Source organism: Streptomyces sp. R33, assembly GCF_041200175.1.
Classification (GTDB): Bacteria; Actinomycetota; Actinomycetes; order Streptomycetales; family Streptomycetaceae; genus Streptomyces; species Streptomyces katrae_B.
Genome location: NZ_CP165727.1, coordinates 1,930,335 through 1,953,610, shown reverse-complemented (window position 1 = coordinate 1,953,610; position 23,276 = coordinate 1,930,335). Strand labels below are relative to the sequence as shown.

General features: G+C 71.2%; 18 protein-coding genes. 10 read left to right on the top strand and 8 right to left on the bottom strand.

Going from position 1 to position 23,276, the window contains the following annotated elements:
- The first annotated feature begins 48 nt into the window (after nt 1-48).
- Complete coding sequence (locus AB5J51_RS09320) at nt 49-2,220, top strand: 3-hydroxyacyl-CoA dehydrogenase NAD-binding domain-containing protein (protein WP_369777419.1); 2,172 nt, start codon at nt 49-51, stop codon at nt 2,218-2,220.
- Between the two features lie 111 nt (nt 2,221-2,331).
- On the opposite strand, the gene AB5J51_RS09315 is transcribed toward AB5J51_RS09320, so the two are convergent.
- From AB5J51_RS09315 to AB5J51_RS09295, 5 genes are all read right to left on the bottom strand, one after another.
- Nucleotides 2,332-3,597 carry an IS701 family transposase gene (locus AB5J51_RS09315; protein ID WP_369776581.1) on the bottom strand — a complete coding sequence of 422 codons (1,266 nt, stop codon included), beginning with the start codon at nt 3,595-3,597 and terminating at the stop codon, nt 2,332-2,334.
- A 131-nt stretch (nt 3,598-3,728) separates the two neighbouring features.
- Nucleotides 3,729-4,700, bottom strand: coding sequence for an antibiotic biosynthesis monooxygenase (locus AB5J51_RS09310; protein WP_136224377.1), 972 nt, complete (start codon nt 4,698-4,700; stop codon nt 3,729-3,731).
- On the bottom strand, nt 4,697-7,423 hold the full coding sequence (locus tag AB5J51_RS09305) for a molybdopterin-dependent oxidoreductase (RefSeq protein ID WP_369777418.1): 2,727 nt from the start codon (nt 7,421-7,423) through the stop codon (nt 4,697-4,699). The genes AB5J51_RS09310 and AB5J51_RS09305 overlap by 4 nt, the downstream gene beginning before the upstream one ends.
- Nucleotides 7,420-8,247, bottom strand: coding sequence for an FAD binding domain-containing protein (locus tag AB5J51_RS09300; protein WP_369777417.1), 828 nt, complete (start codon nt 8,245-8,247; stop codon nt 7,420-7,422). The genes AB5J51_RS09305 and AB5J51_RS09300 overlap by 4 nt, the downstream gene beginning before the upstream one ends.
- Nucleotides 8,248-8,378: 131 nt before the next feature.
- Complete coding sequence (locus AB5J51_RS09295; RefSeq protein ID WP_369777416.1) at nt 8,379-9,116, bottom strand: MerR family transcriptional regulator; 738 nt, start codon at nt 9,114-9,116, stop codon at nt 8,379-8,381.
- Nucleotides 9,117-9,201: 85 nt separating this feature from the next.
- On the opposite strand from AB5J51_RS09295, the gene AB5J51_RS09290 reads away from it, so the two are divergent.
- On the top strand, nt 9,202-11,082 hold the full coding sequence (locus AB5J51_RS09290; protein ID WP_369777415.1) for a long-chain fatty acid--CoA ligase: 1,881 nt from the start codon (nt 9,202-9,204) through the stop codon (nt 11,080-11,082).
- A 143-nt stretch (nt 11,083-11,225) separates the two neighbouring features.
- On the opposite strand, the gene sph is transcribed toward AB5J51_RS09290, so the two are convergent.
- The gene (gene sph, locus AB5J51_RS09285; protein ID WP_053788651.1) at nt 11,226-12,215 is read right to left on the bottom strand and encodes a sphingomyelin phosphodiesterase; all 990 of its coding nucleotides are present in this window, start codon (nt 12,213-12,215) and stop codon (nt 11,226-11,228) included.
- Nucleotides 12,216-12,342: 127 nt separating this feature from the next.
- Between sph and AB5J51_RS09280 the strand changes: the two genes are divergently transcribed.
- On the top strand, nt 12,343-13,203 hold the full coding sequence (locus AB5J51_RS09280) for an oxygenase MpaB family protein (RefSeq protein ID WP_136224373.1): 861 nt from the start codon (nt 12,343-12,345) through the stop codon (nt 13,201-13,203).
- A 54-nt stretch (nt 13,204-13,257) separates the two neighbouring features.
- Here AB5J51_RS09280 and AB5J51_RS09275 read toward each other — a convergent pair whose 3' ends face one another.
- On the bottom strand, nt 13,258-14,766 hold the full coding sequence (locus AB5J51_RS09275; RefSeq protein ID WP_369777414.1) for a M1 family metallopeptidase: 1,509 nt from the start codon (nt 14,764-14,766) through the stop codon (nt 13,258-13,260).
- Between the two features lie 276 nt (nt 14,767-15,042).
- On the bottom strand, nt 15,043-15,504 hold the full coding sequence (locus AB5J51_RS09270; protein WP_369777413.1) for a hypothetical protein: 462 nt from the start codon (nt 15,502-15,504) through the stop codon (nt 15,043-15,045).
- Between the two features lie 148 nt (nt 15,505-15,652).
- Here AB5J51_RS09270 and AB5J51_RS09265 point away from each other — a divergent pair, with 148 nt between their 5' ends.
- From AB5J51_RS09265 to AB5J51_RS09235, 7 genes are all read left to right on the top strand, one after another.
- Nucleotides 15,653-16,516 (top strand): hypothetical protein, encoded by an 864-nt coding sequence (locus AB5J51_RS09265; RefSeq protein ID WP_369777412.1) that lies wholly within the window; start codon nt 15,653-15,655, stop codon nt 16,514-16,516.
- Between the two features lie 104 nt (nt 16,517-16,620).
- Complete coding sequence (locus AB5J51_RS09260; protein WP_369777411.1) at nt 16,621-19,080, top strand: Tex family protein; 2,460 nt, start codon at nt 16,621-16,623, stop codon at nt 19,078-19,080.
- Nucleotides 19,081-19,223: 143 nt separating this feature from the next.
- Nucleotides 19,224-20,045, top strand: a complete 822-nt coding sequence (locus tag AB5J51_RS09255; protein ID WP_369777410.1) for a hypothetical protein — start codon at nt 19,224-19,226, stop codon at nt 20,043-20,045.
- An 84-nt stretch (nt 20,046-20,129) separates the two neighbouring features.
- Nucleotides 20,130-20,447 carry a hypothetical protein gene (locus tag AB5J51_RS09250; RefSeq protein WP_369777409.1) on the top strand — a complete coding sequence of 106 codons (318 nt, stop codon included), beginning with the start codon at nt 20,130-20,132 and terminating at the stop codon, nt 20,445-20,447.
- A 259-nt stretch (nt 20,448-20,706) separates the two neighbouring features.
- A complete protein-coding gene (locus tag AB5J51_RS09245; protein WP_136226725.1) occupies nt 20,707-21,210 on the top strand; it encodes an ImmA/IrrE family metallo-endopeptidase in 504 nt (167 codons plus the stop codon).
- Complete coding sequence (locus tag AB5J51_RS09240) at nt 21,197-22,396, top strand: MAB_1171c family putative transporter (RefSeq protein WP_369777408.1); 1,200 nt, start codon at nt 21,197-21,199, stop codon at nt 22,394-22,396. The genes AB5J51_RS09245 and AB5J51_RS09240 overlap by 14 nt, the downstream gene beginning before the upstream one ends.
- Nucleotides 22,397-22,504: 108 nt before the next feature.
- A complete protein-coding gene (locus AB5J51_RS09235) occupies nt 22,505-23,275 on the top strand; it encodes an SDR family NAD(P)-dependent oxidoreductase (RefSeq protein WP_369777407.1) in 771 nt (256 codons plus the stop codon).
- Nucleotide 23,276: the final 1 nt, after the last annotated feature.

Here is a 23,276-nt window from a genome sequence, read left to right as displayed (position 1 = left end):
GTCCTGCATCCCCCAGACCTCCTCCCCGACACGGAAGCAGCGAGAAAAATGAGCGAGTCCACCACGATCCGCTGGGAACAGGACGAGACCGGCGTCGTCACCCTGACCCTCGACGACCCGAACCAGTCCGCCAACACGATGAACCAGGCCTTCAAGGACTCCATCGCGGCGATCGCCGACCGCGCCGAGGCCGAGAAGGACTCGATCCGCGGCATCATCTACACCTCCGCCAAGAAGACCTTCTTCGCGGGCGGCGACCTCAAGGACATGATCCGGCTGCGTCCCGCCGACGCGCAGATCGCCTTCGACACCGGCACCGAGATCAAGCGCTCGCTGCGCCGCATCGAGACCCTCGGCAAGCCCGTCGTCGCCGCCATCAACGGCGCGGCCCTCGGCGGCGGTTACGAGATCTGCCTCGCCTCCCACCACCGCGTCGCCCTCGACGCCCCGGGCTCCAAGATCGGCCTGCCCGAGGTCACCCTCGGCCTGCTCCCGGCCGGCGGCGGCCTCACCCGCACCGTGCGCCTGATGGGCATCGCCGACGCGCTGCTCAAGGTCCTGCTCCAGGGCACCCAGTACAACCCGCAGCGCGCCCTGGACAACGGCCTCGTGCACGAACTGGCCGCCACCCCCGAGGAGATGCTGGCCAAGGCCCGCGCCTTCATCGACGCCAACCCCGAGTCGAAGCAGCCGTGGGACCAGCCCGGCTACAAGATCCCGGGCGGTACGCCGTCCAACCCGCGCTTCGCCGCCAACCTCCCGGCGTTCCCCGCGAACCTCAGGAAGCAGCTGAACGGGGCCCCGTACCCGGCCCCGCGCAACATCCTGGCGTGCGCCGTCGAGGGCGCCCAGGTGGACTTCGAGACCGCGCTGACGATCGAGGCCCGCTACTTCACCGAGCTGGTCACCGGACAGACCGCCAAGAACATGATCCAGGCGTTCTTCTTCGACCTCCAGGCCGTCAACACCGGCCGCAGCCGCCCGCAGGGCATCGAGCCCCGCAAGGTCACCAAGGTCGCCGTCCTCGGCGCAGGCATGATGGGCGCGGGCATCGCGTACTCCTGCGCCCGCGCGGGCATCGACGTGGTGCTGAAGGACGTCACCGCCGAGGCCGCCGCGAAGGGCAAGGCGTACTCCGAGAAGCTGCTCGACAAGGCCGTCTCCCGCGGCCGCAGCACCGAGGCCCAGCGCGCCGAGCTGCTCGCCCGGATCACCCCGACCGCCGATGCGGCCGACCTGGCCGGCTGCGACGCCGTCATCGAGGCCGTCTTCGAGGACACCTCCCTCAAGCACAAGGTGTTCCAGGAGATCCAGGACGTCATCGCCCCCGACGCGCTGCTCTGCTCCAACACCTCCACGCTGCCCATCACGGGCCTCGCGGAAGGGGTTGCGCGCCCCGAGGACTTCATCGGACTGCACTTCTTCTCGCCCGTCGACAAGATGCCGCTGGTGGAGATCATCAAGGGGGAGCGCACCGGCGACGAGGCGATCGCCCGCGCCTTCGACCTCGTACGGCAGATCAACAAGACCCCGATCGTCGTCAACGACTCGCGCGGCTTCTTCACCTCGCGCGTCATCGGCCAGTTCATCAACGAGGGCGTGGCGATGGTCGGCGAGGGCGTCGAGCCCGCCTCCGTCGAGCAGGCCGCGGCCCAGGCCGGGTACCCGGCCAAGGTGCTGTCCCTGATGGACGAGCTGACCCTCACCCTCCCGCGCAAGATCCGCAACGAGACCCGCAAGGCCTTCGAGGCCGAGGGCCGCGCCTGGACCGCTCACCCCGCGGACACGGTCATCGACCGGATGGTCGACGAGTTCGGCCGCCCGGGCCGCAGCGGCGGGGCGGGCTTCTACGAGTACGACGAGAGCGGCAAGCGCGCCGGCATCTGGCCGGGCCTGCGCGAGCACTTCGCCAAGCCGGACGCGGAGATCCCGTTCGAGGACATGAAGGAGCGGATGCTCTTCTCCGAGGCCCTGGACACCGTGCGCTGCCTCGACGAGGGCGTCCTGACCTCGATCGCCGACGCCAACATCGGCTCCATCATGGGCATCGGCTTCCCGGCCTGGACCGGCGGCGTGATCCAGTACATCAACGGCTACGAGGGCGGCCTGTCGGGCTTCGTCGCCCGCTCACGCGAGCTGGCCGCCCAGTACGGCGAGCGCTTCACCCCGCCGGCCTCCCTGGTCGAGAAGGCCGAGCGCGGCGAGACGTACAGCGACTAGTAGGGCTTGGTCAGGTCGGGGCTGGGGTGGGTATGCCGCGTTGACAGGTGGGGCAGACGCCGGTCCATGTCGCGAGGAGGGTCTGTAGCTCGCGGACGATTCGGTAGAGGCTCAGGCCGGCGCCGTGTCTTTTGGGGCTTGGGCCAGTCGTTGCAGGGTGCAGAAGGCATGCGCGACGGAGACGAGGGTGACGTGATGGTGCCAGCCGTTCCAGGTGCGGCCCTCGAAATGGGCCAGGCCCAAGGCCTGCTTCATCTCGCGGTAGTCGTGCTCGATGCGCCAGCGGAGCTTGGCCAGGCGGACCAGGGTGGTCAGCGGGGTGTCTGCGGGCAGGTCGGACAGCCAGAACTGGACCGGCTCGGCCTGGCCGGCGGGCCATTCGGCCAGCAGCCAGCACTCGGGCAGTTCCGGGCCGTCAACGGCCTGCCGGGTCTGGCGCCCGGCAGGCCGGATCCGCAAGGTGACGAACCGCGAGTACATCCGCTTGAAGCCACTGCGGCCCGTGCCGGGCCGGGAGCCCTCACGCCACTGCACCGGTTTCGCTGCCTTCCGGCCCGCCGCGATGACGAGCTGTTTCACCGACCGCGGCGGGTCGGGGTACTTCGCCACCGGCGGGCGCCCGGTCCCGGAGTACGGTTCGGCGACTGGCACGGCTTCGCCGGGCTGGGCGGAGAGGGTGGTGGAGATGCCCACCACGTAGTTGAGGCCGCGGGCCTGCACGCCGTGCCGGAACGCCGCCGCGTCACCGTATCCGGCGTCCGCGATGGCCAGCGGCACCTCGATGCCCCACGAGCGGGTCTCGTCGAGCATGTCGAGTGCGAGCTGCCACTTCTCCACGTGCCCGATGTCGTCGGGAATGCCGCAGGCGGCGCGGCGGGCGACCTTGTCCGGGTCCGCCTTCACGGACTCGGGCGCCCAGTTTTCGGGCAGGAAGAGCCGCCAGTCGACCGCCGCTGAGGCATGGTCGGAGGCCAGGTGCAGGGACACGCCCACCTGGCAGTTGGTGACCTTGCCGGCAGTGCCGGTGTACTGCCGGGACACACACGCCGAGGCGTTGCCGTCCTTGAGGAACCCGGTGTCGTCGACGACCACCGCGGTGGGTCGGATCGCCTTTTCCATCCTCCAGGCCAGCCGGGCCCGCACATGCGCCGGATCCCAGGGGCTCGTAGTCACGAAGTGGGCCAGCGCCTGCCGGTTCCCGTCCTCACCCAGCCGGGCAGCCATCGGCTCGACCGACTTACGCTGCCCGTCAGTGAGCAGACCCCGCAGGTAGACCTGCCCCCACCGACGCTGGTCGTTTCTCGCGAACGGCTCGAAGACCTCTGCCGCGAAGTCCTCCAACTCGGCACGTACGGATGCGATTTCCTCCGGTGTCACACGTCCTCAACGCCACACCAAACCCCCAGGACACGCAACACCAGCCCCGACCTGACCAAGCCCTACTAGTGCGGTGACGCGGAAGGCGGGCCGGTTCCTTCCCGGCCCGCCTTCCCCGCCGCGGCAGCGGTTCAGGGCAGGGTCCAGAACTGCCGCGTCACGAGGTAGAAGACGAGGGCCCAGAAACCGAGCGCCGCCGCGACGGTGCCGAGGCCGACGAGGTTGGTCCGCAGCGGCGGCGCGTCAGGTGCGGGCCACAGCCACCGCTTCAGCAGCCGGTTCACGTAGTACGGCATCGTGAAGAAGCTCATGGCGACGCTCGACAGCAGGTTGCCCACGAGCAGCCCGATCCAGATCGGCAGTTTCAGCGGGGACAGGGCGAGCGCCAGTAGCACGACGGTCGGGTAGAGGCCCACCCAGACCGCTATGGCGGTCTTCGTCTCCGATGGCGGCGGCGCTTCCCTGCCGTTCTCCTCGAACGCGAACCAGCTGCCGAACGAGTTCTCGATCGTGCGCAGCTTGAAGTCGCTGAACTTCTCCCCCTCGGCAAGCATCTGCCGCCGCTCCTGCGACGTCAGCCAGGCCTCGAGGTGTTCGGCGTTGTCGTACCGGTACAGCGTGGTCCATTCGTCCTGGAGGCCCTCGATCGGGCGGAAGATCTCCGTGCCGCGGAAGCCCGGGAACTTGCCCTCCTCCTCGCTCATGGCGCGCTGCCACCGGAGGAAGTCCTCGACGTGGTCCGGGTGGACCCGGTGGGTCACCACGACGGTCACGAGCTGGTCCGTGGGCTGGGTGCCGCCGCTGATCACCTGCTGGGTCCCGGGGCCGTCGAAGAACTTCCGGCCGGCGTCGAGGAGCCGTTGCCGGGTCGCGCCGTTGATCCACGCCTGCAGATGGGCCAGGGAGTCGAACCGGTAGACGACGACCCAGTCGGGCTGCAGGTCCGTCGGCGGGGTCACCTCGGCGCCCAGGTGCCCGGCGTACCGTGAGGCGGCGGCGTTGACGTCCTCCTGCCACTTTTCGTACTCCTGGTCCATGCCGGGCCGGACCTTGTGGCCGATGATGACCGTGGCCGCGGCCTCCGTCTGCTGTCCGGTGGTCATCGTCTCGGGCCCGGCCGGGCCGACTGGCTCTCACCCAGCCGGCTGTAGATCCGCTCCGGAGTGAGGGGCAGCTCGCGGTAGCGGACGCCCGTGGCATCGCGGAGCGCGTTCGCCAGCGCGGGCGCCACCGGGTTGATGCAGCACTCCGCCATCCCCTTCGAGTGCATGGCCCCGACGGAGTCGGCGGAACTCACCAGGAGCAGGTCGGTGCGCGGTACGTCGGCATAGGTGGGGATCCGGTAGTTGCGCAGGTTCGGGTTGACCATGACCCCGTCCGCGTCGACGCGGAAGTTCTCCGTCAGGGCGAATCCGATGCCCTGGGCGACACCCCCGTCCACCTGCCCGCGTACCTGCTCGGGGTTGATGAGTACGCCGGCGTCGGCCGCGTGGACGCTGTAGAGGATGCGGATCTCCCCCGTCACCCGGTGGACGGCGATGCGGAACCCGTGGGTGTTGGAGGTGACGCTGCGCGGTGACCCGTAGGCCTTCCGGGCGGCGGTGAACCGGATGCCGCGGGCCCGGGCCAGGGCGACGAGCTCGGCCAGGGGGACGCGGTCGTCCCCGCAGACGACGTGCTCGTCGTCCATCGAGCACATCACGACGTGGACACCCGTGTGCGCGGCGGCGAACTCCAGGATGCGGTCGCGCACGGCGTTGGCCGCCCGCAGGACGGCGTTGCCCGCCACGAAGAGTCCCGCGCTCGCGAAGGCACCGGTGTCGAATCCCGTGCGGTCGGTGTCCGACTGCACCAGGCGGATCCGCGACGGTGTGGTGACCAGCTGGTTGGCTGCGATCTGGACGTGCGCGGTCGAGGTGCCCTCGCCGAACTCGACGGTGCCGATGGCGAGTTCGTAGACCAGGTCGTCGCCGAGCGTGAGCCAGGCCTCGGAGATGTGCTCGGTCGGAGGCGCGGTCTCGTGCAGGGAACTCGCCACGCCGGTGCCCACGAGCCACCCGGGGCCGGGGGAGGGCCGGTCGGCCGTCCGGGCGAGCGCGCCGGCCACGAGGTCGATGCACTTGGCGAGCCCGTCCTCGTTGAACATCACGTCGTCGGGGCCGTCGTGCAGGGCGACGAGCGGATCGCCGGGGCGCACGATGTTGAGACGGCGCAGTTCGAGCGGATCCATGTGCAGGGCGATGGCCAGTTCGTCCATCGCGCACTCCACCGCGAAGGCCGGCTGGGTCATTCCGTACCCCCGCAGGGCGCCGCTCGGCACGGTGTTCGTGTAGACGGAGAAGGCGTCGTACTTCTTGTTGGGGCAACGGTAGATCATGACGGCGGAGCCGCCCGCGTACAGGGTCTCCCCGCCGTGGTTGCCGTAGGCGCCCGTATCGGAGACGTTGCGGACCTGGAGCGCGGTGAGCGTGCCGTCGTTCTTCGCGCCGAGCTTGACCGTCAGCTTCATCGGGTGCCGGGGCGAGGCCGTGGTGAACTCCTCCTCGCGCGTGAACTCGAAGCAGGCGGGCCGCCCGGTGTCCAGGGTGGCGAGGGCGACCAGGTCCTCGGAGATGACCTCCTGCTTGCCGCCGAAACCACCGCCGACGCGCTTGCAGAACACGCGGAGCTGGTCCGGGCGCAGCGCGAACAGGTAGGCCAGTTTGACCTTCGCGATCGACGGCGACTGCGAACTGGTGCGGACGTTCAGCCGGCCGTCCTCCATCCAGGCGATCGAGCCGTGGGTCTCCAGGTGCGCGTGCTGCACGCGCGGTGAGAAGTAGGTGCCCTCGTGGATCACGTCGGCCGCCGCGAACCCCGCATCGACGTCACCGATGTGCGAGTGCATCTCCAGCAGGAGGTTGTGCACGGAATCCCGGACGAACGGATCCTCCGAGCCGTGCAGTTGGGGCGCCCCGTCGGTCATGGCCTCCTCGGGGTCGAAGACCGCGGGCAGCACCTCGTACGCGACCTCCAGCCTGCGGCAGCCCTCCTCGGCCGCCCCGACCGTGTCGGCGAGGACGACGGCGACGCGCTGTCCGACGAAGCGGACGGTGTCGTCGAGGATGTAGGTGTCGTCCGGATCGACGAGGTGGTCGGTGTGGATCGCCGTGGTGAACCGTCTGCGCGGTACGTCCTGCCAGGTGTAGACGCGTTGCACGCCGGGGACCGCGAGCGCCGCGGTCTTGTCGATCGAGACGATCCGGGCGTGGGCGTGGGGCGAGTGCAGCACCTTGAGGTGCAGCATTCCTTCCATGGCGGTGTCCATCGTGAACTCGGCCCGACCGGTCACCACATCCTCGGCCGCGGGCGCGCCGACGCTCGTTCCCACGGCCTTGCCGGGAGCTGCCGTCTGCACGTTGGTGACGCCCTTGACGGCGTCCTCGATCCCCCGATAGCCGGTGCAGCGGCAGAGGTTGCCCTTCAGGGCCCGGGGCAGGTCCGCCTTCTGCTCCTCCGTGAAGGTTGCCGATGTCATGATCATTCCTGCGGTGCAGAAGCCGCACTGGAAGCCGGGGGCGTCCCGGAACCCGCGTTGCACGGGATGCAGGTCGCCCGGGGATCCGAGACCCTCGATCGTGGTCACCTCGTGGCCTTCCGCGCGGAAGGCCGGGGTGATGCAGCTGTGCACCGCAGTGCCGTCCAGCCATACGGTGCACGCACCGCAGTCGCCCGCGTCGCAACCCTTCTTGACGCCGAAGTGTCCGAGCGTGCGCAGGAAGGTGCGCAGGCACTGGCCGGGTGCCGGTTCGGCGTCGAAGCTCCGTCCGTTCACGAGGTAGGTCATGCCGGGCCCCCAGCGATGAGTTCGCCGCGGATCTCTTCGGCGAAGTGACGTGTCAGGTGGCGGCGGTGGTCGGGTGTCCCGTTGGGGTCGTCGAACCACACGTCGGCGGGGACGGCGTCGATGCTCTGCCGCAGGGTGTGGGCATCGGGCATGGTTTCGAAGGCGAACCGCACCGGCCGCGTGGTGCCCGCGGTGACGGTGAGCAGCAGATCGCTCCTTCCGGGCGTGTTGGTGCCGATGAGGAACACGGTCGAACGGCCGAGGCGGGTCAGTGCGAAGCGGCGGTGCGCGGGCCGTTTGCGCAAGGCGTGCGCCGGGACGTCGATCCGGCGCAGTACCTCCCCGGGCGCGAGGACGTTGCGGTTGTTCCCGGTCACGAAGTCGAGGGCGTCGACCGTGCGTACGGACCCGTCGGGGGCCCACAACTCGTACCGCGCCTCCAGCGCCACCGTGAGCGTGATCATCGGACCGGCCGGCAGTGACATGCAGATGTTTCCGCCCACGGTAGCCGCGTTCCAGACCTTGAACGAGGACAGGAACGCCTCACAGGCCGTCGGGATGAGGGTGCCGGCGGTCCATTCGGCCGGGGCTGCGAAGGCGTACAGGTCGCGGATGGTGCACGTAGCACCGATCTCGAGGCCCGCGTCGCTCGGGACGAGGGGCTCCCAGGGCAGCGACGTCAGGTCGATCAGGCGGCGCAGGCCGGGCTGCTCCGCGGAGTACAGCCAGGTGCCGCCCGCGAGCCAGGCGTCCCCGTCGCGCCAGTCGGAACCCGGCTGGTCGGACGGCCGCCGCACGACTTCGGTGATGGTGTTGAGGTCCACGGGAACAGAGCTCCCTCACGAAGACGATCGTGAACTGCTCACGGGTGGACCGGCCCGGCACGGAGCTTCTCTTTCCACCGTACCCACAGCGGACCGGACCCGCTCGGCGGGGCCCGGTCATCCGGGGTGCACTACGCGCGGGGCTGCTCGTCCGAGACGAACGCCGCCCGCAGTTCCTCCTTCAGCGACCGCTGGAACGCGGTCACCAGCGCCTGCACCACCATCGGCTGCATGTGCGCCGACAGCGCCTTCATCGACTCCACCCGCTCCGGATCGCTCTCGCCCTCCGTGAACGGCCCCCACACCTCGTCCCGGAACAGCGCCGTCAGCTGGTGCGCCGCCGTCCGGGCGTGCTCCAGCAGCACCTTGCGCGCCACCAGGATCGTCTCGTGCGAGATCGGCACGTCGAGCAGCGCGACCCCGAGCCGCAGCAGCCCCACGTCCACCCGGAAGCCCACCGGGGCCGGCGCCAGCACGTTCATCGCCGTCAGCCGCCGGATGTCCGTGTCCGTCAACGTACGCCCGGTCCGCTTCTCCAGCTCCTCCCGCGACACCTCCTGGGGCGCGTCCGGAGCCCAACTGGACACCATCGCGCGGTGGATGGCCAGGTCGTGCGCGCTCAGGTCGTCGGGCAGCGCGTCCAGATAGCGCTCGATGGCGGACAAGGTCATGCCCTGGTGCTGCAGTTCCTCGATCAGCGCCAGCCGGGACAGGTGTTCCGGCCCGTAGTGCCCCACCCGACGAGGGCCGATCACGGGAGGGGGCAAAAGCCCGCGCGTGCTGTAGAAACGAACGGTGCGCACGGTGACGCCCGCCCTGGCCGCCAGCTCGTCGACTGTGAGCATCGGCTCGGGTGCCTGGTCGGCCATCGTCTGCGCCTCGCTCTCTGCTCCACAGCTTGGGTTCAACAGTATTGCTGTCGCACCAACGATGTGAAACGGCCAGGAGCTGCCCATGACCACGAAACTGCGACTGCCCGGACGACCCGAAGAGCTCACCCTCCCCGCGCTGCTGGCACGCAACGCCGCCGAGTACGGGGATCTCCCCGCCCTCTCCTGGCGCGAGGGCGACGGCTGGACGACCCTCAGCTGGACCGAGGTCCGCCGCAAGGTAGCCGTCCTCGCCTCCGGATACGCCGCCCTCGGCGTCGAACGCGGCGAACACGTCCTGATCATGATGGGCAACCGCCCCGAGCACTGGCTCAGCGACCTCGCCCTCGTCCACCTCGGCGCCGTCCCCGTCACCGTGTACGGGACCTCCGCGCCCGAGCAGATCGCCCACATCGCCCGCCACAGCCGGGCCCGGGTCGCCGTCCTCGAGGGCGCCCGCGAGCTGGCCCGGTGGGAACCGCTGCTCGCCGACGGGCAGGTGCCCCTGGAGCGGCTGGTCGTGGCCGAGGCCGCCGATGCGGGTACGCACCACACGTACGGCTCCCTGCACGCGAGCGGCGCCCGTACGCACCACCCCGACGCCTTCGAGAAGGCCTGGCAGGAGACCCGCCCCGAGGACCCGCTGACCGTCGTCTACACCTCCGGCACCACCGGAGACCCCAAGGGCGTCCGGCTGACCCACCGCAACATCATGCTCCAGTCCGTCCGCCTCGACCGGCGCGTTGACCTGCCCGAGCACGCCGAGCACATCTGCTACCTGCCGTTCGCGCACATCGCCGAGCGGATCCTCGGCCTCTACCTGCCGCTGCTGCGGGCCGCCCACGTCCGGCTCGTCGCCGACCCCGCCGCCGTGGGGAGTGCCGTGCGCGAGCTGCACCCCGTGCAGTTCTTCGGCGTGCCCCGGGTGTGGGAGAAGCTCGCCGCGTCCGTACGGGCCGTGCTCGCGCAGCTTCCGGCCGCGCAGCGGGACGCCATCGAGGCCGCGAACGACCTCGCCCGCGCCCGGGCCGGCCACCGCGAGCGCGGCGAGCAGATCCCGGCGGCGCTCGAAGCCTCGTACGCCCGGGCCAAGGAGCAGGTGCTGGACCCGCTGCTGGGCCTGGCCGGGCTGGACCGGCTGCAGTGGACGGCCAGCGCCACCGCGCCGATGCCGATCGACGTGGTGCGGTTCTGGGCGGGCTGGGGGATCACCATCATGGACGCCTGGGGGCTCACCGAGACCTCGGGTGTGTGCACGGTCAACAGCCCGGACGGGTTCCGGCTGGGCTCGGTGGGACGCCCGATCGAGGGGCTGGAGCTGCGGCTCGCGCAGGACGGGGAGATCCTCACGCGGGGCGGGACCGTCTTCGGCGGCTACCTGCGGCCCGACGGTTCGGTGGAGAGCGCGCACGACGCCGAGGGCTGGTTCCCGACCGGGGACATCGGCCGGCTCGACGAGGAGGGGTTCCTCTGGCTGACCGACCGCAAGAAGGAACTCATCATCACCTCGAACGGCAAGAACGTCTCGCCGGCGCTGGTGGAGAACACCGTCAAGGAGCATCCGCTGATCGGCCAGGCCCTGGTGCACGGCGACGGCCGCTCCTACCTCGTCGCCCTGCTGGTGCTTGACGGCGAGCTGGCCCCGGCGTGGGCGGCGGCCCGCGGCATCGAGGCCGGCCCGCTCGCCGATCTCGCGGTCCACCCGGCCGTACGGGAGGAGATCGCCCGCGCGGTCGCGGCGGCCAACGCCCGGCTCAACCGGACCGAGCAGATCAAGCGGTACCGGCTGCTGACCGAGGAGTGGGGCCCCGAGTCCGGGGAGCTCACCCCGTCGCTGAAGCTGCGCCGCCGAGTGGTCCGGGAGAAGTACGGCGCCCTGATCGACGGGCTGTACGAGGAGCCGTACGAGGAGCCGTACGCGGACGCCCACGAGGGCCCGTCCGCGGGCTCGCCGGACACCGCGTAGCCCGCGTGGCCCCGTCCGGTGGGCGCAGCGCCGCCCACCGGACGGGGGCGGGAGGATGCCGGAGCCGCCTCGCGACGACCGGGCTGCGTACGGAGGCGGACCCGCGGGTGCCCGTCGCGCGGGGGCACCCGCGGAGCGCGGAACTACCGGCCGATCAGCGGGTAGTGGTCGGAGAGGTTGGTGTACGTGTACGAGGTGCCCCAGCTGGAGACCGTCCAGGGCGCCGACTGCTCCTTGACCACGTTGTTCTCCCAGCCCGCCGGGCGGGCGTTGCCCTTGCGGTAGAGGACGTAGTCCAGGTCCTCGCGCGGGTCGGTCGGGTAGCGGTAGTTCGCGATGGAGTTCAGCGCGGTGTCGAAGGAGTACGGGTGACCCGTGCGCGAGTCGGAGTTCGCCAGGTCGGCATTGGCGAGCATCGACGCGAACTCGGGGGTGCGGGAGTCGACGTTCATGTCCCCGGCGACGATGACCTGCTCGTTCGCAGGGATGTTCTTGCCGTCCAGGAAGGCGTCCATCGCCTTGAACTGGCGGGCGCGCATGTCCGCCGCCTCGCCCGCGCCGCAGCCCGGGTCGGTGGACTGCGCGTGGGTGCCGACCACGTGGACCTTGGTGCCGTTGACGTCCAGCACGACGTAGGCGAAGCCCTTGTTGGACCACCAGTCGGCGCCGCAGGCGTCCTTGTAGACGACCTGCTCCTTGCGGATGATCGGCCACTTGCTCAGGATCGTGACGCCGCCGTCCTCGGGGGTGGTGGAGGAGTAGGCGCCGCCCGTGGCGTCCCAGCCGCTCTTGCTGCGGCCGACGACCGGGGTCTGGTACGGGTACTGCGCCGAGGCGTTGGACTTCAGGGCGTCCGAGGCGCCGTTGTCGAAGGCTTCCTGGAGCACGACCACGTCGTGGCCCTGGAAGTAGGACGCCTTGGGGATCTCCGAAGCGCGGTGGTCCTGACCCCAGTTGGGGTAGAGGTTCTTGCTCATCAGGAACACGTTGTACGTGAGGACGCTGAGCCGCGGGGCCGCGGCGCTCTCCGCGGCCGAGGCGGCCGGCGCGCTGGTGGCGGCCAGCGCGCCGACGGCGATCGCCGCAACGGCCGTGGCGGCGGCCCGATTGCGGCGGAGCTTTGTGTGCAGCATGAGGTCTCCATCATTCCTGCAGGGGGAGATCGACTCCGTCATCCAAGCAGCCGCGGTTACCTCTGGGTAACACCCGTGACAAGACTTTCTGTCCGGGAGCGGACGTCTGGCCTCGCATACTGGAACCATGAGAGAAAAGCGCCCCGATCCCGTGCCGCCGGCGCCCGGCGGGGTGCTCTGGACCATCTCCGGCGACGTCCGGGCCCTGCTGATGCTGCCCGCCGCCTTCACCATGCAGGTCGCCCACCCCGCGATCGGGGCCGGCGTCGACGAGCACTCGGTCTTCCGCACCGACCCCTGGGGGCGCGGCGAGCGCTCGCTGCGCTCCGTCCAGCTGTGGGTGTACGGCGGGGAGGAGGCCGCCGAGGAGGGCCGCCGGGTGCGCCGCCTGCACAAGGAGATCCAGGGCGTCGACACCCGGGGCCGGCCCTACCACTCCCTCGACCCCGCCTGCTACTCCTGGGTGCACGCCACCGGTTTCCCGATCTACCTGTACGCGGGGCGCTACCTGCTGCGCCGCTTCACCCCCGCCCAGGAGCGGCAGCTGTACCGGGAGTGGCTCCAGGTGGGCCGGATCCTCGGGGTCCGTGACCGGGACATGCCGCAGAGCATCGAGGAGTACTGGGTCTACTACCGCCGGATGCTGGCCGAGGAGATCGAGCCGACCAAGGTCGCCCGCGAGCTGGTCGCCACGGACGTGCCGCTGCCCCGGCCCACGGGCGGCTCCCTGCCGGTGCGGCTGCTGCTGCGGCTCGCCTGGCCGGTGCTCCGGGCGGCGTTCCTGCACTTCCGGGCCTTCGTCACCGTCGGGTACATGCCGCCGGACGCGCGCGCCGCCATCGGGCTGGAGTGGAGCCCGGCCCAGGAGCGCAGGCTCCGGCGGTTCAGCACGGCCGTACGGCTCCTCGTACCGCTGCTGCCGGAACGGCTGCGGTACCTGCCGGTCGCGCGGGCGGCGCGGGAGCGGTGGCGCGCCGGCACCCTGTGACGGGTACCGGCGCGCGGGTCCCCGTACGACCGCGAACCGTCGTACGGCCTGGAATCAGTGCTCGTGGATCGTGTTCGTCTCGGCGATCTTCTTCCAGGACTTCGGCTCCACCTGCTTCGCGGCGGGGGCCGTGAGGGACCGGGCGGCCGAGGGCGAGGCGGCCGCGGGCGCGGCGAAGGCCGGCTTGCCCGGGGTGTACAGCCAGGTCTCGAACAGCTGGGCCAGCGGCTTGTCCGACACCTTCTCCGCGTACCGGACGAAGTCCCCGACCTTGGCGTTGCCGTAGGCCCGCTCGGTCGGCCAGCCCTTGAGGATCCGGAAGAACTTCTCGTCGCCGATCTCGTTGCGCAGCGCCTGCAGGGCGATCGCGCCGCGGTCGTAGACGGCTCCGTGGAACTGGTTGTCCGGGCCCGGGTCGCCCGGCTTGACCTGCCAGAACGGGTCGTCCGCCGCGCGCAGCCCGTACGCCCAGTCGGCGAGCTCCTGCGCGGTGCCCTCGCCCTCCTTCTCCGACCACAGCCACTGGCTGTAGCGGGCGAAGCCCTCGTTGATCCAGATGTCCTTCCAGCCGTCGACGGACACGCTGTCGCCATACCACTGGTGGGCCAGCTCGTGCACGACCACCGAGACGTTGGCGCCGTTCGAGAACTGCTTCGGGCTGTAGAACGGCCGGGTCTGCGTCTCCAGCGCGAAGCTCGACGGCACGTTCGGCACGTAGCCGCCCAGCGCGTTGAAGGGGTACGGCCCGAAGACCCCCTCCAGCCACTCGGCCACCTCGCCGGTCCGCTCCACGCTCGCGCGGGCCGCGCCCGCGTTGTCGCCGAGGTCCTTGCTGTACGCGTTGAGGATGGGCAGGCCGCTCGCCGTCTTGTCGGTGGTGACGTCGAACTTGCCGATGGCGAGGGTGGCGAGGTACGTGGCCTGCGGCTTGTTCGAGCGCCAGTTGTACCGGGTCCAGCCGAGCCGGGAACTCTGCGACTGGAGCACGCCGTTGCTGATGGCCTGGGTGCCGTCGGGGACGTTGACCGAGATGTCGAACGTGGCCTTGTCGAGCGGGTGGTCGTTGCTCGGGAACCACCAGACGGCCGAGTCGGGCTCCTGCGCCGCGACACCGCCGTCCGGGGTGCGCTGCCAGGCCGACCAGCCGTCGATCTTGAACTCCGAGGGCTTTCCTGCGTACTTGACGACGACGCTCGCCGGCTTGTCCTTCTGCAGCGGCTGGGCGGGGGTCACCTCCAGCTCGTGGTCCCCGGAGGTGGCGAACTTCGCCTTGGTGCCGTTGACCCGGATCTCGCTGACCTTCAGGCCGAAGTCCAGGTTGAAGCGGGAGAGGTCCTGCCGGGCGGTGGTCAGCAGGGTGGCGGTGCCCTCCAGCAGGTCCGTCTTCGGCTGGTACTGCAGGCGCAGGTCGTAGTGGGACACGTCGTATCCGCTGTTGCCGCTGGCCGGGTAGTAGGGATCACCGATACCCGGGGCCCCTTGGACCGAACTCGCCGCCGACGCCGGGATCACCAGCAGGAGGGAAGCGGCGAGCACGCTCGGGGCGATGACTTTGCGGTGCACGAAGAGCTCCAAGTGGTAGGGAGTCAGTTCCGATCAAGGCCTTGTCGTCCGACCGTATTCACGCCTGACCCCCCACGTCATGTCCATGGCCCCTGCTGTCACACGATCGCCATTCGGCCGTCACGGACCGGCGGCCCCACCGGGCCCGGGCGGTGGCGCAGCCGGGTCCCACCGTCCCCGAAGAGCCGGATCGGGGTGCGCGAACCGCCGGTTCCCGGGGCGGCGAAGTGCCGAAGAAAGGCCAGAAAGTGCATGCGGCCGGATGCCGTTCGGCCCCTAGAGGCCGTTCAGCTTCGACGGTGTCGCGAGGAACTGGTTGCCGATGCCGGTGTCGTTGCGGGCGAAGAGGCCCGAGGCGCCGCGCAGTGCGGTCTTCTCCGCTGCCAGGCGGCCCATCAGGTTCTTCACCTGCTGGTCCCAGGTGTCCGCCACCTTCTTCAGGCCGGCGGCCGTCTCCCAGCCCTCGAAACCCTTCTGGGCGGTGCCGGTGTCCGCGTCCGCGTGCTCGGCGGCCTTCTTGGTGTTCGGCTCCAGCTCGGTCTCGATCGTGCCCGCCGCGGCCTTCTTCTGGGCCGGCGTCGAAGCGAAGTCCCCGGACCCGCCCGGAACGAACGGCCCCATCGGCCCCTTCGGCCCCTTCGGCGCGGCCGGTCCCGCCGGCGTCCCCGGCTCGACCGGCACGTGGTTCAACCGCATGCCGACCTGAAGGTCCGCCACCTGGTCCCCGTCAACTGACATGTTCACGCCTCCCCGTTGGCATCGGCTCGATCTTATGCACGGCAGCCGTCCACCGGCCATGCGCCCCTTTCCGCCCGCACGTTTCCTTCACGGTCCGGCGGGCGACCCGGGCTACCCGACATACTGAGCGGTCGGTAACCTGACCCGTATGACGATTCCTGCGCGCGCCGCCCGCACCTGCTGGCATACGGCGATCAACCCGCTGCACGCGACCATCTACTTCTCGCCCGACCTGGGCAAGGAGTTCGCCGCCCTCGGTGTCACCGAGCGGTCCGCCGTGAATCTCGCCTCGCGGTCCGCCGCCATGGGCGCCGTCGGGGCCGGGACGGTCACCGCCACCTTCTACAACTACCGCCACGACTTCGTCGCCCGGCACCTGCCCGCCGTCTGGGACACGATCACCCCCGGGCAGGCCCTCGACGCCCGGCTGCGCGCCGCCGACAGCACCCTGCGCCGGCTGCTCGGCGACGAGACCGTCGAGTCCCCCGAGATCGCCGAGGCCGCCGACCTCGCCCTGCGCGCCACCGAGGGCTGCAGCCGGCACGCCCGGACCCTCTACGCCGCCCACGCCGACCTCCCCGTACCCGAGGAGCCGCACCTGCGCCTGTGGCACGCCACCACCCTGCTGCGCGAGCACCGCGGGGACGGCCACCTCGCCGCCCTGCTCCTCGCCGGGCTGGACCCGCTGGAGGCCCTGGTCAGCCACACCGCCACCGGCCGCGGCATGACCCCGAAGTGGATCAAGGCGATCCGCGGCTGGGAGCAGTCCGACCTCGACGCCGCCGCCGACCGGCTGCGCGGGCGCGGGATCCTCGACGCCGACGGTGAGCTCACCGAGGAGGGCAAGGCCGTACGCGAGCGCCTCGAGACCGACACCGATCGCCTCGACGCAGCCCCGTACGAGCACCTCGGCGCGGACGGCCTCGCCCGGCTCGCCGAACTCGGCGGCGGATTCGTCATGAAGGCCTTCGCCGCCGGCGCCTTCCCCGCCGACGCCTTCGGCAAGGCCTGAGGGAGCGGGGCGCGGGCCCGGGCGCGGGGCTCCCGGACCCCGTCACCGCCACCTGCCACAATTGGCAGCCTTCCAGTGCAAACGAAGGCAGGCGGGACCCGATCGTGACGATGTCCATCGAAGGCAGGATCGCCGAGGAGCTCGGCGTACGGGAGCGGCAGGTCAAGGCCGCCGTCGAGCTGCTCGACGGCGGCTCCACCGTGCCGTTCATCGCGCGCTACCGCAAGGAAGCGACCGAGATGCTCGACGACGCCCAGCTGCGCACCCTCGAGGAGCGGCTGCGGTATCTGCGCGAGCTCGAGGACCGGCGCGCCGCGATCCTGGACTCCGTACGGGAGCAGGGCAAGCTCGACGCCGAGCTGGAGGCCCGGATCAACGCGGCCGACACCAAGGCGCGGCTGGAGGACATCTACCTCCCGTTCAAACCCAAGCGGCGCACCAAGGCGCAGATCGCCCGCGAGGCGGGCCTCGAGCCGCTCGCCGAGGGCCTGCTGGCCGACCCGTCGGTGGAGCCGGCCGCCGCCGCGGCCGCGTTCGTGGACGCCGCCAAGGGCGTCGCGGACCCGGCAGCCGCCCTGGAGGGCGCCCGCGCCATCCTCACCGAGCGGTTCGCGGAGGACGCCGACCTGATCGGCGAGCTGCGCGAGCGCATGTGGGGCCGCGGCCGGCTCGCCGCGAAGGTCCGCGAGGGCAAGGAGGAGGCGGGCGCGAAGTTCGCCGACTACTTCGACTTCGCCGAGCCCTTCACCGCGCTGCCCTCGCACCGCGTCCTCGCCATGCTGCGCGGCGAGAAGGAGGACGTCCTCGACCTCACGCTGGAGCCCGAGGACCCCGAAGACGCGGCGACGCCCGGACCGTCCGCGTACGAGGGCATGGTCGCGCGCCGCTTCGGCGTTGCCGACCGCGGCCGCCCCGGCGACAAGTGGCTGGCCGACACCGTCCGCTGGGCCTGGCGTACGAAGATCCAGGTACACCTCGGCATCGACCTGCGGATGCGGCTGCGCGCCGCCGCCGAGGACGAGGCCGTCCGGGTCTTCGCCGCCAACCTGCGGGACCTGCTGCTCGCGGCCCCGGCCGGCACGCGGGCCACGCTCGGCCTCGACCCGGGCTTCCGTACCGGCGTGAAGGTCGCCGTCGTGGACGCCACCGGCAAGGTCGTGGCCACGGACGTGATCTACCCGCACGTCCCCGCCAACAAGTGGGACGAGTCCCTCGCCAAGCTGGCCCGCCTCGCGAAGGAGCACGCGGTCGAGCTGATCGCCATCGGCAACGGCACCGCCTCGCGCGAGACCGACAAGCTCGCCGGGGACCTGATCACCCGCCACCCCGAGCTGAAGCTCACCAAGGTGATGGTGTCCGAGGCGGGCGCCTCCGTGTATTCGGCCTCCGCCTTCGCCTCGCAGGAACTCCCGGGCATGGACGTGTCGCTGCGCGGCGCTGTCTCCATCGCCCGCCGCCTCCAGGACCCGCTCGCCGAGCTCGTCAAGATCGACCCCAAGTCGATCGGCGTCGGCCAGTACCAGCACGACCTCTCCGAGGTGAAGCTCTCGCGCTCGCTCGACGCGGTCGTCGAGGACTGCGTGAACGGCGTCGGCGTGGACGTCAACACCGCCTCCGCGCCCCTGCTCTCGCGGGTGTCCGGCATCAGCGGCGGACTCGCCGAGAACATCGTGGCCCACCGCGACGCCAACGGCCCCTTCCGCAGCCGCAAGGCGCTCAAGGACGTGCCCCGGCTCGGCCCGAAGGCGTACGAACAGTGCGCGGGCTTCCTGCGGATCCGCGGCGGGGACGACCCGCTGGACTTCTCCAGCGTGCACCCCGAGTCGTACCCGCTGGTCCGGGGCATGGCGAAGACGGCCGGCAGCGAGGTGGCGTCCCTGATCGGCAACACCGGCGTACTGCGCTCGCTGCGGCCGGAGCAGTTCGTCACCGAGGCCTTCGGCCTGCCGACCGTGACGGACATCCTGCGCGAGCTGGAGAAGCCGGGCCGCGACCCGCGGCCGGCCTTCAAGACGGCCACCTTCAAGGAGGGCGTCGAGAAGATCGGCGACCTGGCGCCCGGGATGATCCTGGAGGGCGTGGTCACGAACGTGGCGGCGTTCGGCGCGTTCATCGACATCGGCGTCCACCAGGACGGGCTGGCCCACGTCTCGGCGCTGTCGAAGAACTTCGTCAAGGACCCGCGGGACGTGGTCAAGCCGGGCGACATCGTCCGCGTGAAGGTCCTGGACGTGGACATCCCGCGCAAGCGGATCTCGCTGACCCTGCGGCTGGAGGACGAGGCCGACGGCTCGGCGGGCGCACCCCGCCAGCGCGAGGACCGCCAGGACCGGCGCGGCGGCGGCCGTCCCCCGCAGCAGCGCGGAGGCGGCCAGGGCGGCGGCCAGCGCCAGGGCGGCGGCGGCCAAGGCGGCCAGGGCGGCCAGCGTCAGGCCGGCGGCCAGCGTCAGGGCGGTCAGCGTCAGGGCGGCAGCGGCTCCCCGGCCCCGGCCAACAGCGCGATGGCGGACGCCCTCCGCCGCGCCGGCCTCACCGGCGCCCCGGAGGACCGCCGCAAGCGGTAGACCGGCGCCCGGCTCCCCCGGCCGTTGCGCCGGGGGAGCCGCGGTGCGGACTTCCCGCAGATCGTCAACTCCGGGCCACCGCGCGGGAAATATGGGATTCTGCGATCCCAGACCATCCGCGAGCGGGGGAGTGGCACGGACGGATGAAGCAATGGCTGGCCGACCGGGGCGTCCACTACCTGTTCCTGCTCTTCTCCGCAGTCCTCGGTGTGGCCGTCGCCGTCGTCTCCGTATGGGCGGACGGGGCCCAGGGGGCCGACAAGCGGCAGTGGGCCCTCATAGCCGGCGTCTCCGCCTTCGGCGTCGTCCTGATCACCCACTTCGAGAAGCGCCTGGTGGAGAGGGGCAAGAAGCGGGCCGAGGACCGGGCCATCCGGGCGGAGGCGGGGATGGCGCAGCTGTACACGACGACGCTGCGCCCCTTGAGCGAGAAGATCAAGGCACTGGCGGAGTCGTACGCGGACGCGGCCCCGCTTCCGTCCTCCCTGCCCTCGCAGACGGTCTCCGACCTGGACGACCTGCGCAAGGACGTCCTCGACGAGGTCCTGGCAGGAGCGGTCGACCTCACGGCTCCTCCGCTGGGGCCGAGCTTCCTCCCCCGCGCGCGGTGCAGTTTCTACCTGTACGACGCCGCCACGGGCGGTTTCACGCTGGAGGCCAGCTATCCCGGGTACCGGCCGCCCAGGAACGTCATCGACCCGGTCGGCGCCGCGCACATGAAGAACGAGATCCTCGGGGGCGGCGGCAAGACCTTCAGGATCGACGGCGACCAGGTGACGCGGTCCTACCTCATCCCCGCAGGCACGGGATACGAAGCGGTCATCGCCGTCCCCGTCATTCACGGCACCCGGGAGATAGGCGTACTCTCGGTCGACGCACCCCGCTTCGCGGACTTCATCGATCCGCACGTGACGCTCATGGAAGCGCTCGCCCGCATCCTCGCCGCCTCCTACGCACTGAAGTAAGGGAGGCTTCCGATGGTCTCGCCGGATCCAGGCGAATCCCGCCGGGCGCCGACGCCAGCACCCGGGCGGTCCGACGAACACCCCATGCCCCCGCACCTGGAGGGCGTCGGTTCCGAGAACTGGCAGCGGCTGCTGGAGAACGAGCGCGTCCGCCGAGCCGCCCTCGACGCGGCACGCCGTCACGTGGAGGCCGAACTGGCCCGTCCGCGCGAGCGCAACCTGTCGAACCTCTGCGTCACCGCCGTCGCGGCGGTCGTGTTCGGCGTCATCGCCGTCGCCCTGTTCGCCACGGGCTTCGGGCAGTGGAGCATCTTGCCCCTGGCCCTGCTCGTACCGGCGTTCCTGCTGGCCCTGCGCTACGCCCTGCTGGTGCTCCGCGCCGGCACGCAGGGCCAGCCCTAGGGGGTTTTGCAGACAACGGCGGGCGCCGGACCGGGTTCCGGGGTGGCCGAATCGGCACCCCACCAGGGCAGCTGCCTTGCGAACTCCCGTACAAGATCTGTAGGCATGGTGGAACGCCCGTTCGCCGACTGGTGAGCGGGCTTCCGTTTCTCCCCTCAGGACCCCACTCCCAGAGGCCGCCTTGAAGGCACAGGACGCCATGCCCATGCCCACGCACGCCTACCGACGCTGCCCGCGAAAGGGTCCGAAGAGGGATCACATGCCCCACTCGCAACCCAGCCTCCGTAAACGCTGCGAGAAGATTCTCGGCCATCTGGATCTGACGCATCCGTTCTCCCTCGAAGGGCTGTGCAACCGGATCGCCGAGCAGCGGGGCCGCCCCATCCGCCTGCACCCGCTCCCCAAGGAGGCGGCGGAATCCGGGGTCTGCGGGCTGTGGGTGGGCACCGCCACCGTCGACTACGTCTTCTACGAGGCCCAGACCACCCCGCTCCACCGCGAGCACATCGTGCTCCACGAGCTCGGGCACATCCTGTTCGGCCACCACTCCCTGGAGGCGGAGGACACCGACGGGCAGGCCCCGGTCGTCCTCGGCCGCACCAACTACACCACCAGCCAGGAGCGGGAGGCGGAGCTGCTCGCCAGCATGATCCGCATCCGCACGACGGGCCCCTGCCCGCAGTCCGCAGCCGCCCCCCGCGGCACCCTCGCCCGGCTGGAATCCGCCATGGGCTACGGGCGGGGGGACCGTGGGCGCCGCTGAACTCACCGCCGTCGGCGACTGGCTCGCCGTACCCAGCGTGGTGTGCCTGTGGATCGCGGTCCTGCTGCGCGCCCCGGCCGCCCTGCGCTCCCCGCAGCAGCGCGGCCTGTGGCTCGCCGTCGCCACCGCCGCCGCGGCGATGACCCTGAACCTCCCGGACGTCGTCACGTACGCGATGCGCGACCCGCACTACGCGCACACCGTCGGCCTCGTCCGCAACCTCATCGGCGTGCTCTCCGCGGGCACCGTGCTCTACTTCGTCGCCGCCGCCACCCGCGGCCGGGTCCTCCAACTCGCCGCCTGGACGGGCACGGCGGGCTGGCTCACCGTCCTCGTGGTGCTGGACACCGCCGCACCCGCGCACGGCACGCACACCATCCCGCCGCAGGGCGATCCCGTCCCCTCCCTGGCGTACTGGCTGTTGCTGATCTCCGCGCACCTGCTCGCCAACACCACCTGCGTCTCCCTCTGCTGGCGCTACAGCCGCCGCAGCGAGAGCAGGGGTCTCGCCGCCGGGCTGCGGCTGTTCGGCCTCGGCACCGCGCTCGCCGGCCTGTTCTGGTTCGTGTACCTCCTGAAGGCCCTGTTCGGCAGCACCTGGGCGATGCCCGCCCTGCCGCTGATGATGAACCTGCACGGCCTGCTGCGCGCCGCCGCGATCCTCGTGCCGACCCTGTTCGTCCTGCGCCGCACGAGCGCCGACATCGCCACCGCCTGGCGGCTGTGGCCGCTGTGGCACGACCTGGTCCAGGCCGTCCCGCACGTCGCCCTCACCAAGCCGCGGGCCGGCCGGGTCGTGGAGCTGCTGTGGCCGCCGGTCCCGCGCAACCTGCTGGTGTACCGCAAGGTGATCGAGACCCGCGACGCGATCCTGATCCTCGGCGAGTACGTCGCCCCGGGCGTCCCGGAGCTCGCCCGCAGCCATGTCACCGGGCACGGCATCCCCGAGCAGCGGCGCACCGCGGCCGCGCTGGCCTGCGTACTGAAGGAGGCGCGGCAGGCGAAGCTCGCCGGACGGCCCGGACAGCCGGGCCAGGACGCGGACTGGGAGCTGCCGGCCGCGATGCAGACCTCCGCCGAGGGCGGCGACCTGGACGAAGAGGCCCGGTTCCTGGTCGACGTGGCGCAGGCCTACGGCTCTGCGGCGACCACGGACTTCACCGCGGAACGCCTGAACCCCGTGTAGGGCCTCAGGACTTGAGGCGCTGGACCCTGGACCCTGGACCGGACCCCGGACCCCGGACCCCGGACTCCGGACCCCGGACCCCGGACAACCGTAGGAAGTGACGTTCTCTTGACCACCGTTCTGATCACCGGGGCCAGTGCCGGACTCGGCGCCGCCTTCGCCCGCGGATTCGCGGCCAAAGGCTGCGACCTCGTCCTGGTCGCCCGCGACAAGGACCGCCTCGAAGCCGTGGCCCGCGAGCTCGGCCGGGAGTTCGGCACGAACAGCGAGGTGCTGCCCGCCGATCTGCTGGACGAGGCGGACTGCACGGCCGTCGCCGAGCGGCTGGCCGACCACGACCGGCCCGTGGACATCCTGGTCAACAACGCGGGCTTCGGGCTCCCCGCGCCGTTCCCGTACAGCCCGGTCGAGGACGAGGAGCGGATGCTGGACCTGCTGGTGAAGGTCCCGCTGCGGCTCACCCACGCCGTGCTGCCCCGGCTGCGCGAGCGCCGCCGGGGTGCGGTGGTGAACGTCTCCTCGGTGGCCGGACTGCTGCCGACCGGGACGTACGGGGCCGCCAAGGCCTGGGTCACCGCGTTCAGCGAGTCCCTGCGGGTGGACATGGCGCCCTACGGGGTCCGGGTGCTCGCGGTGGTCCCCGGGTTCACCCGCACCGAGTTCCAGGCGCGGGCCGGGATGGACGTCAGCGCCCTGCGCGAGGCGGTGTGGCTCGAGCCCGAGGCCGTGGTGGCCAAGGCCCTGCGGGACCTGGCCCTGCGCCGGCCGGTGAGCATCACCGGCCGCCGCTACCGGGCGTACGCGCTCGCCGCCCGGCACCTGCCGCGCGGCTTCGTCGCCGAGAGGCTGCCCCGAAAGCGCCGGGCGCCGCAGCAGTAGG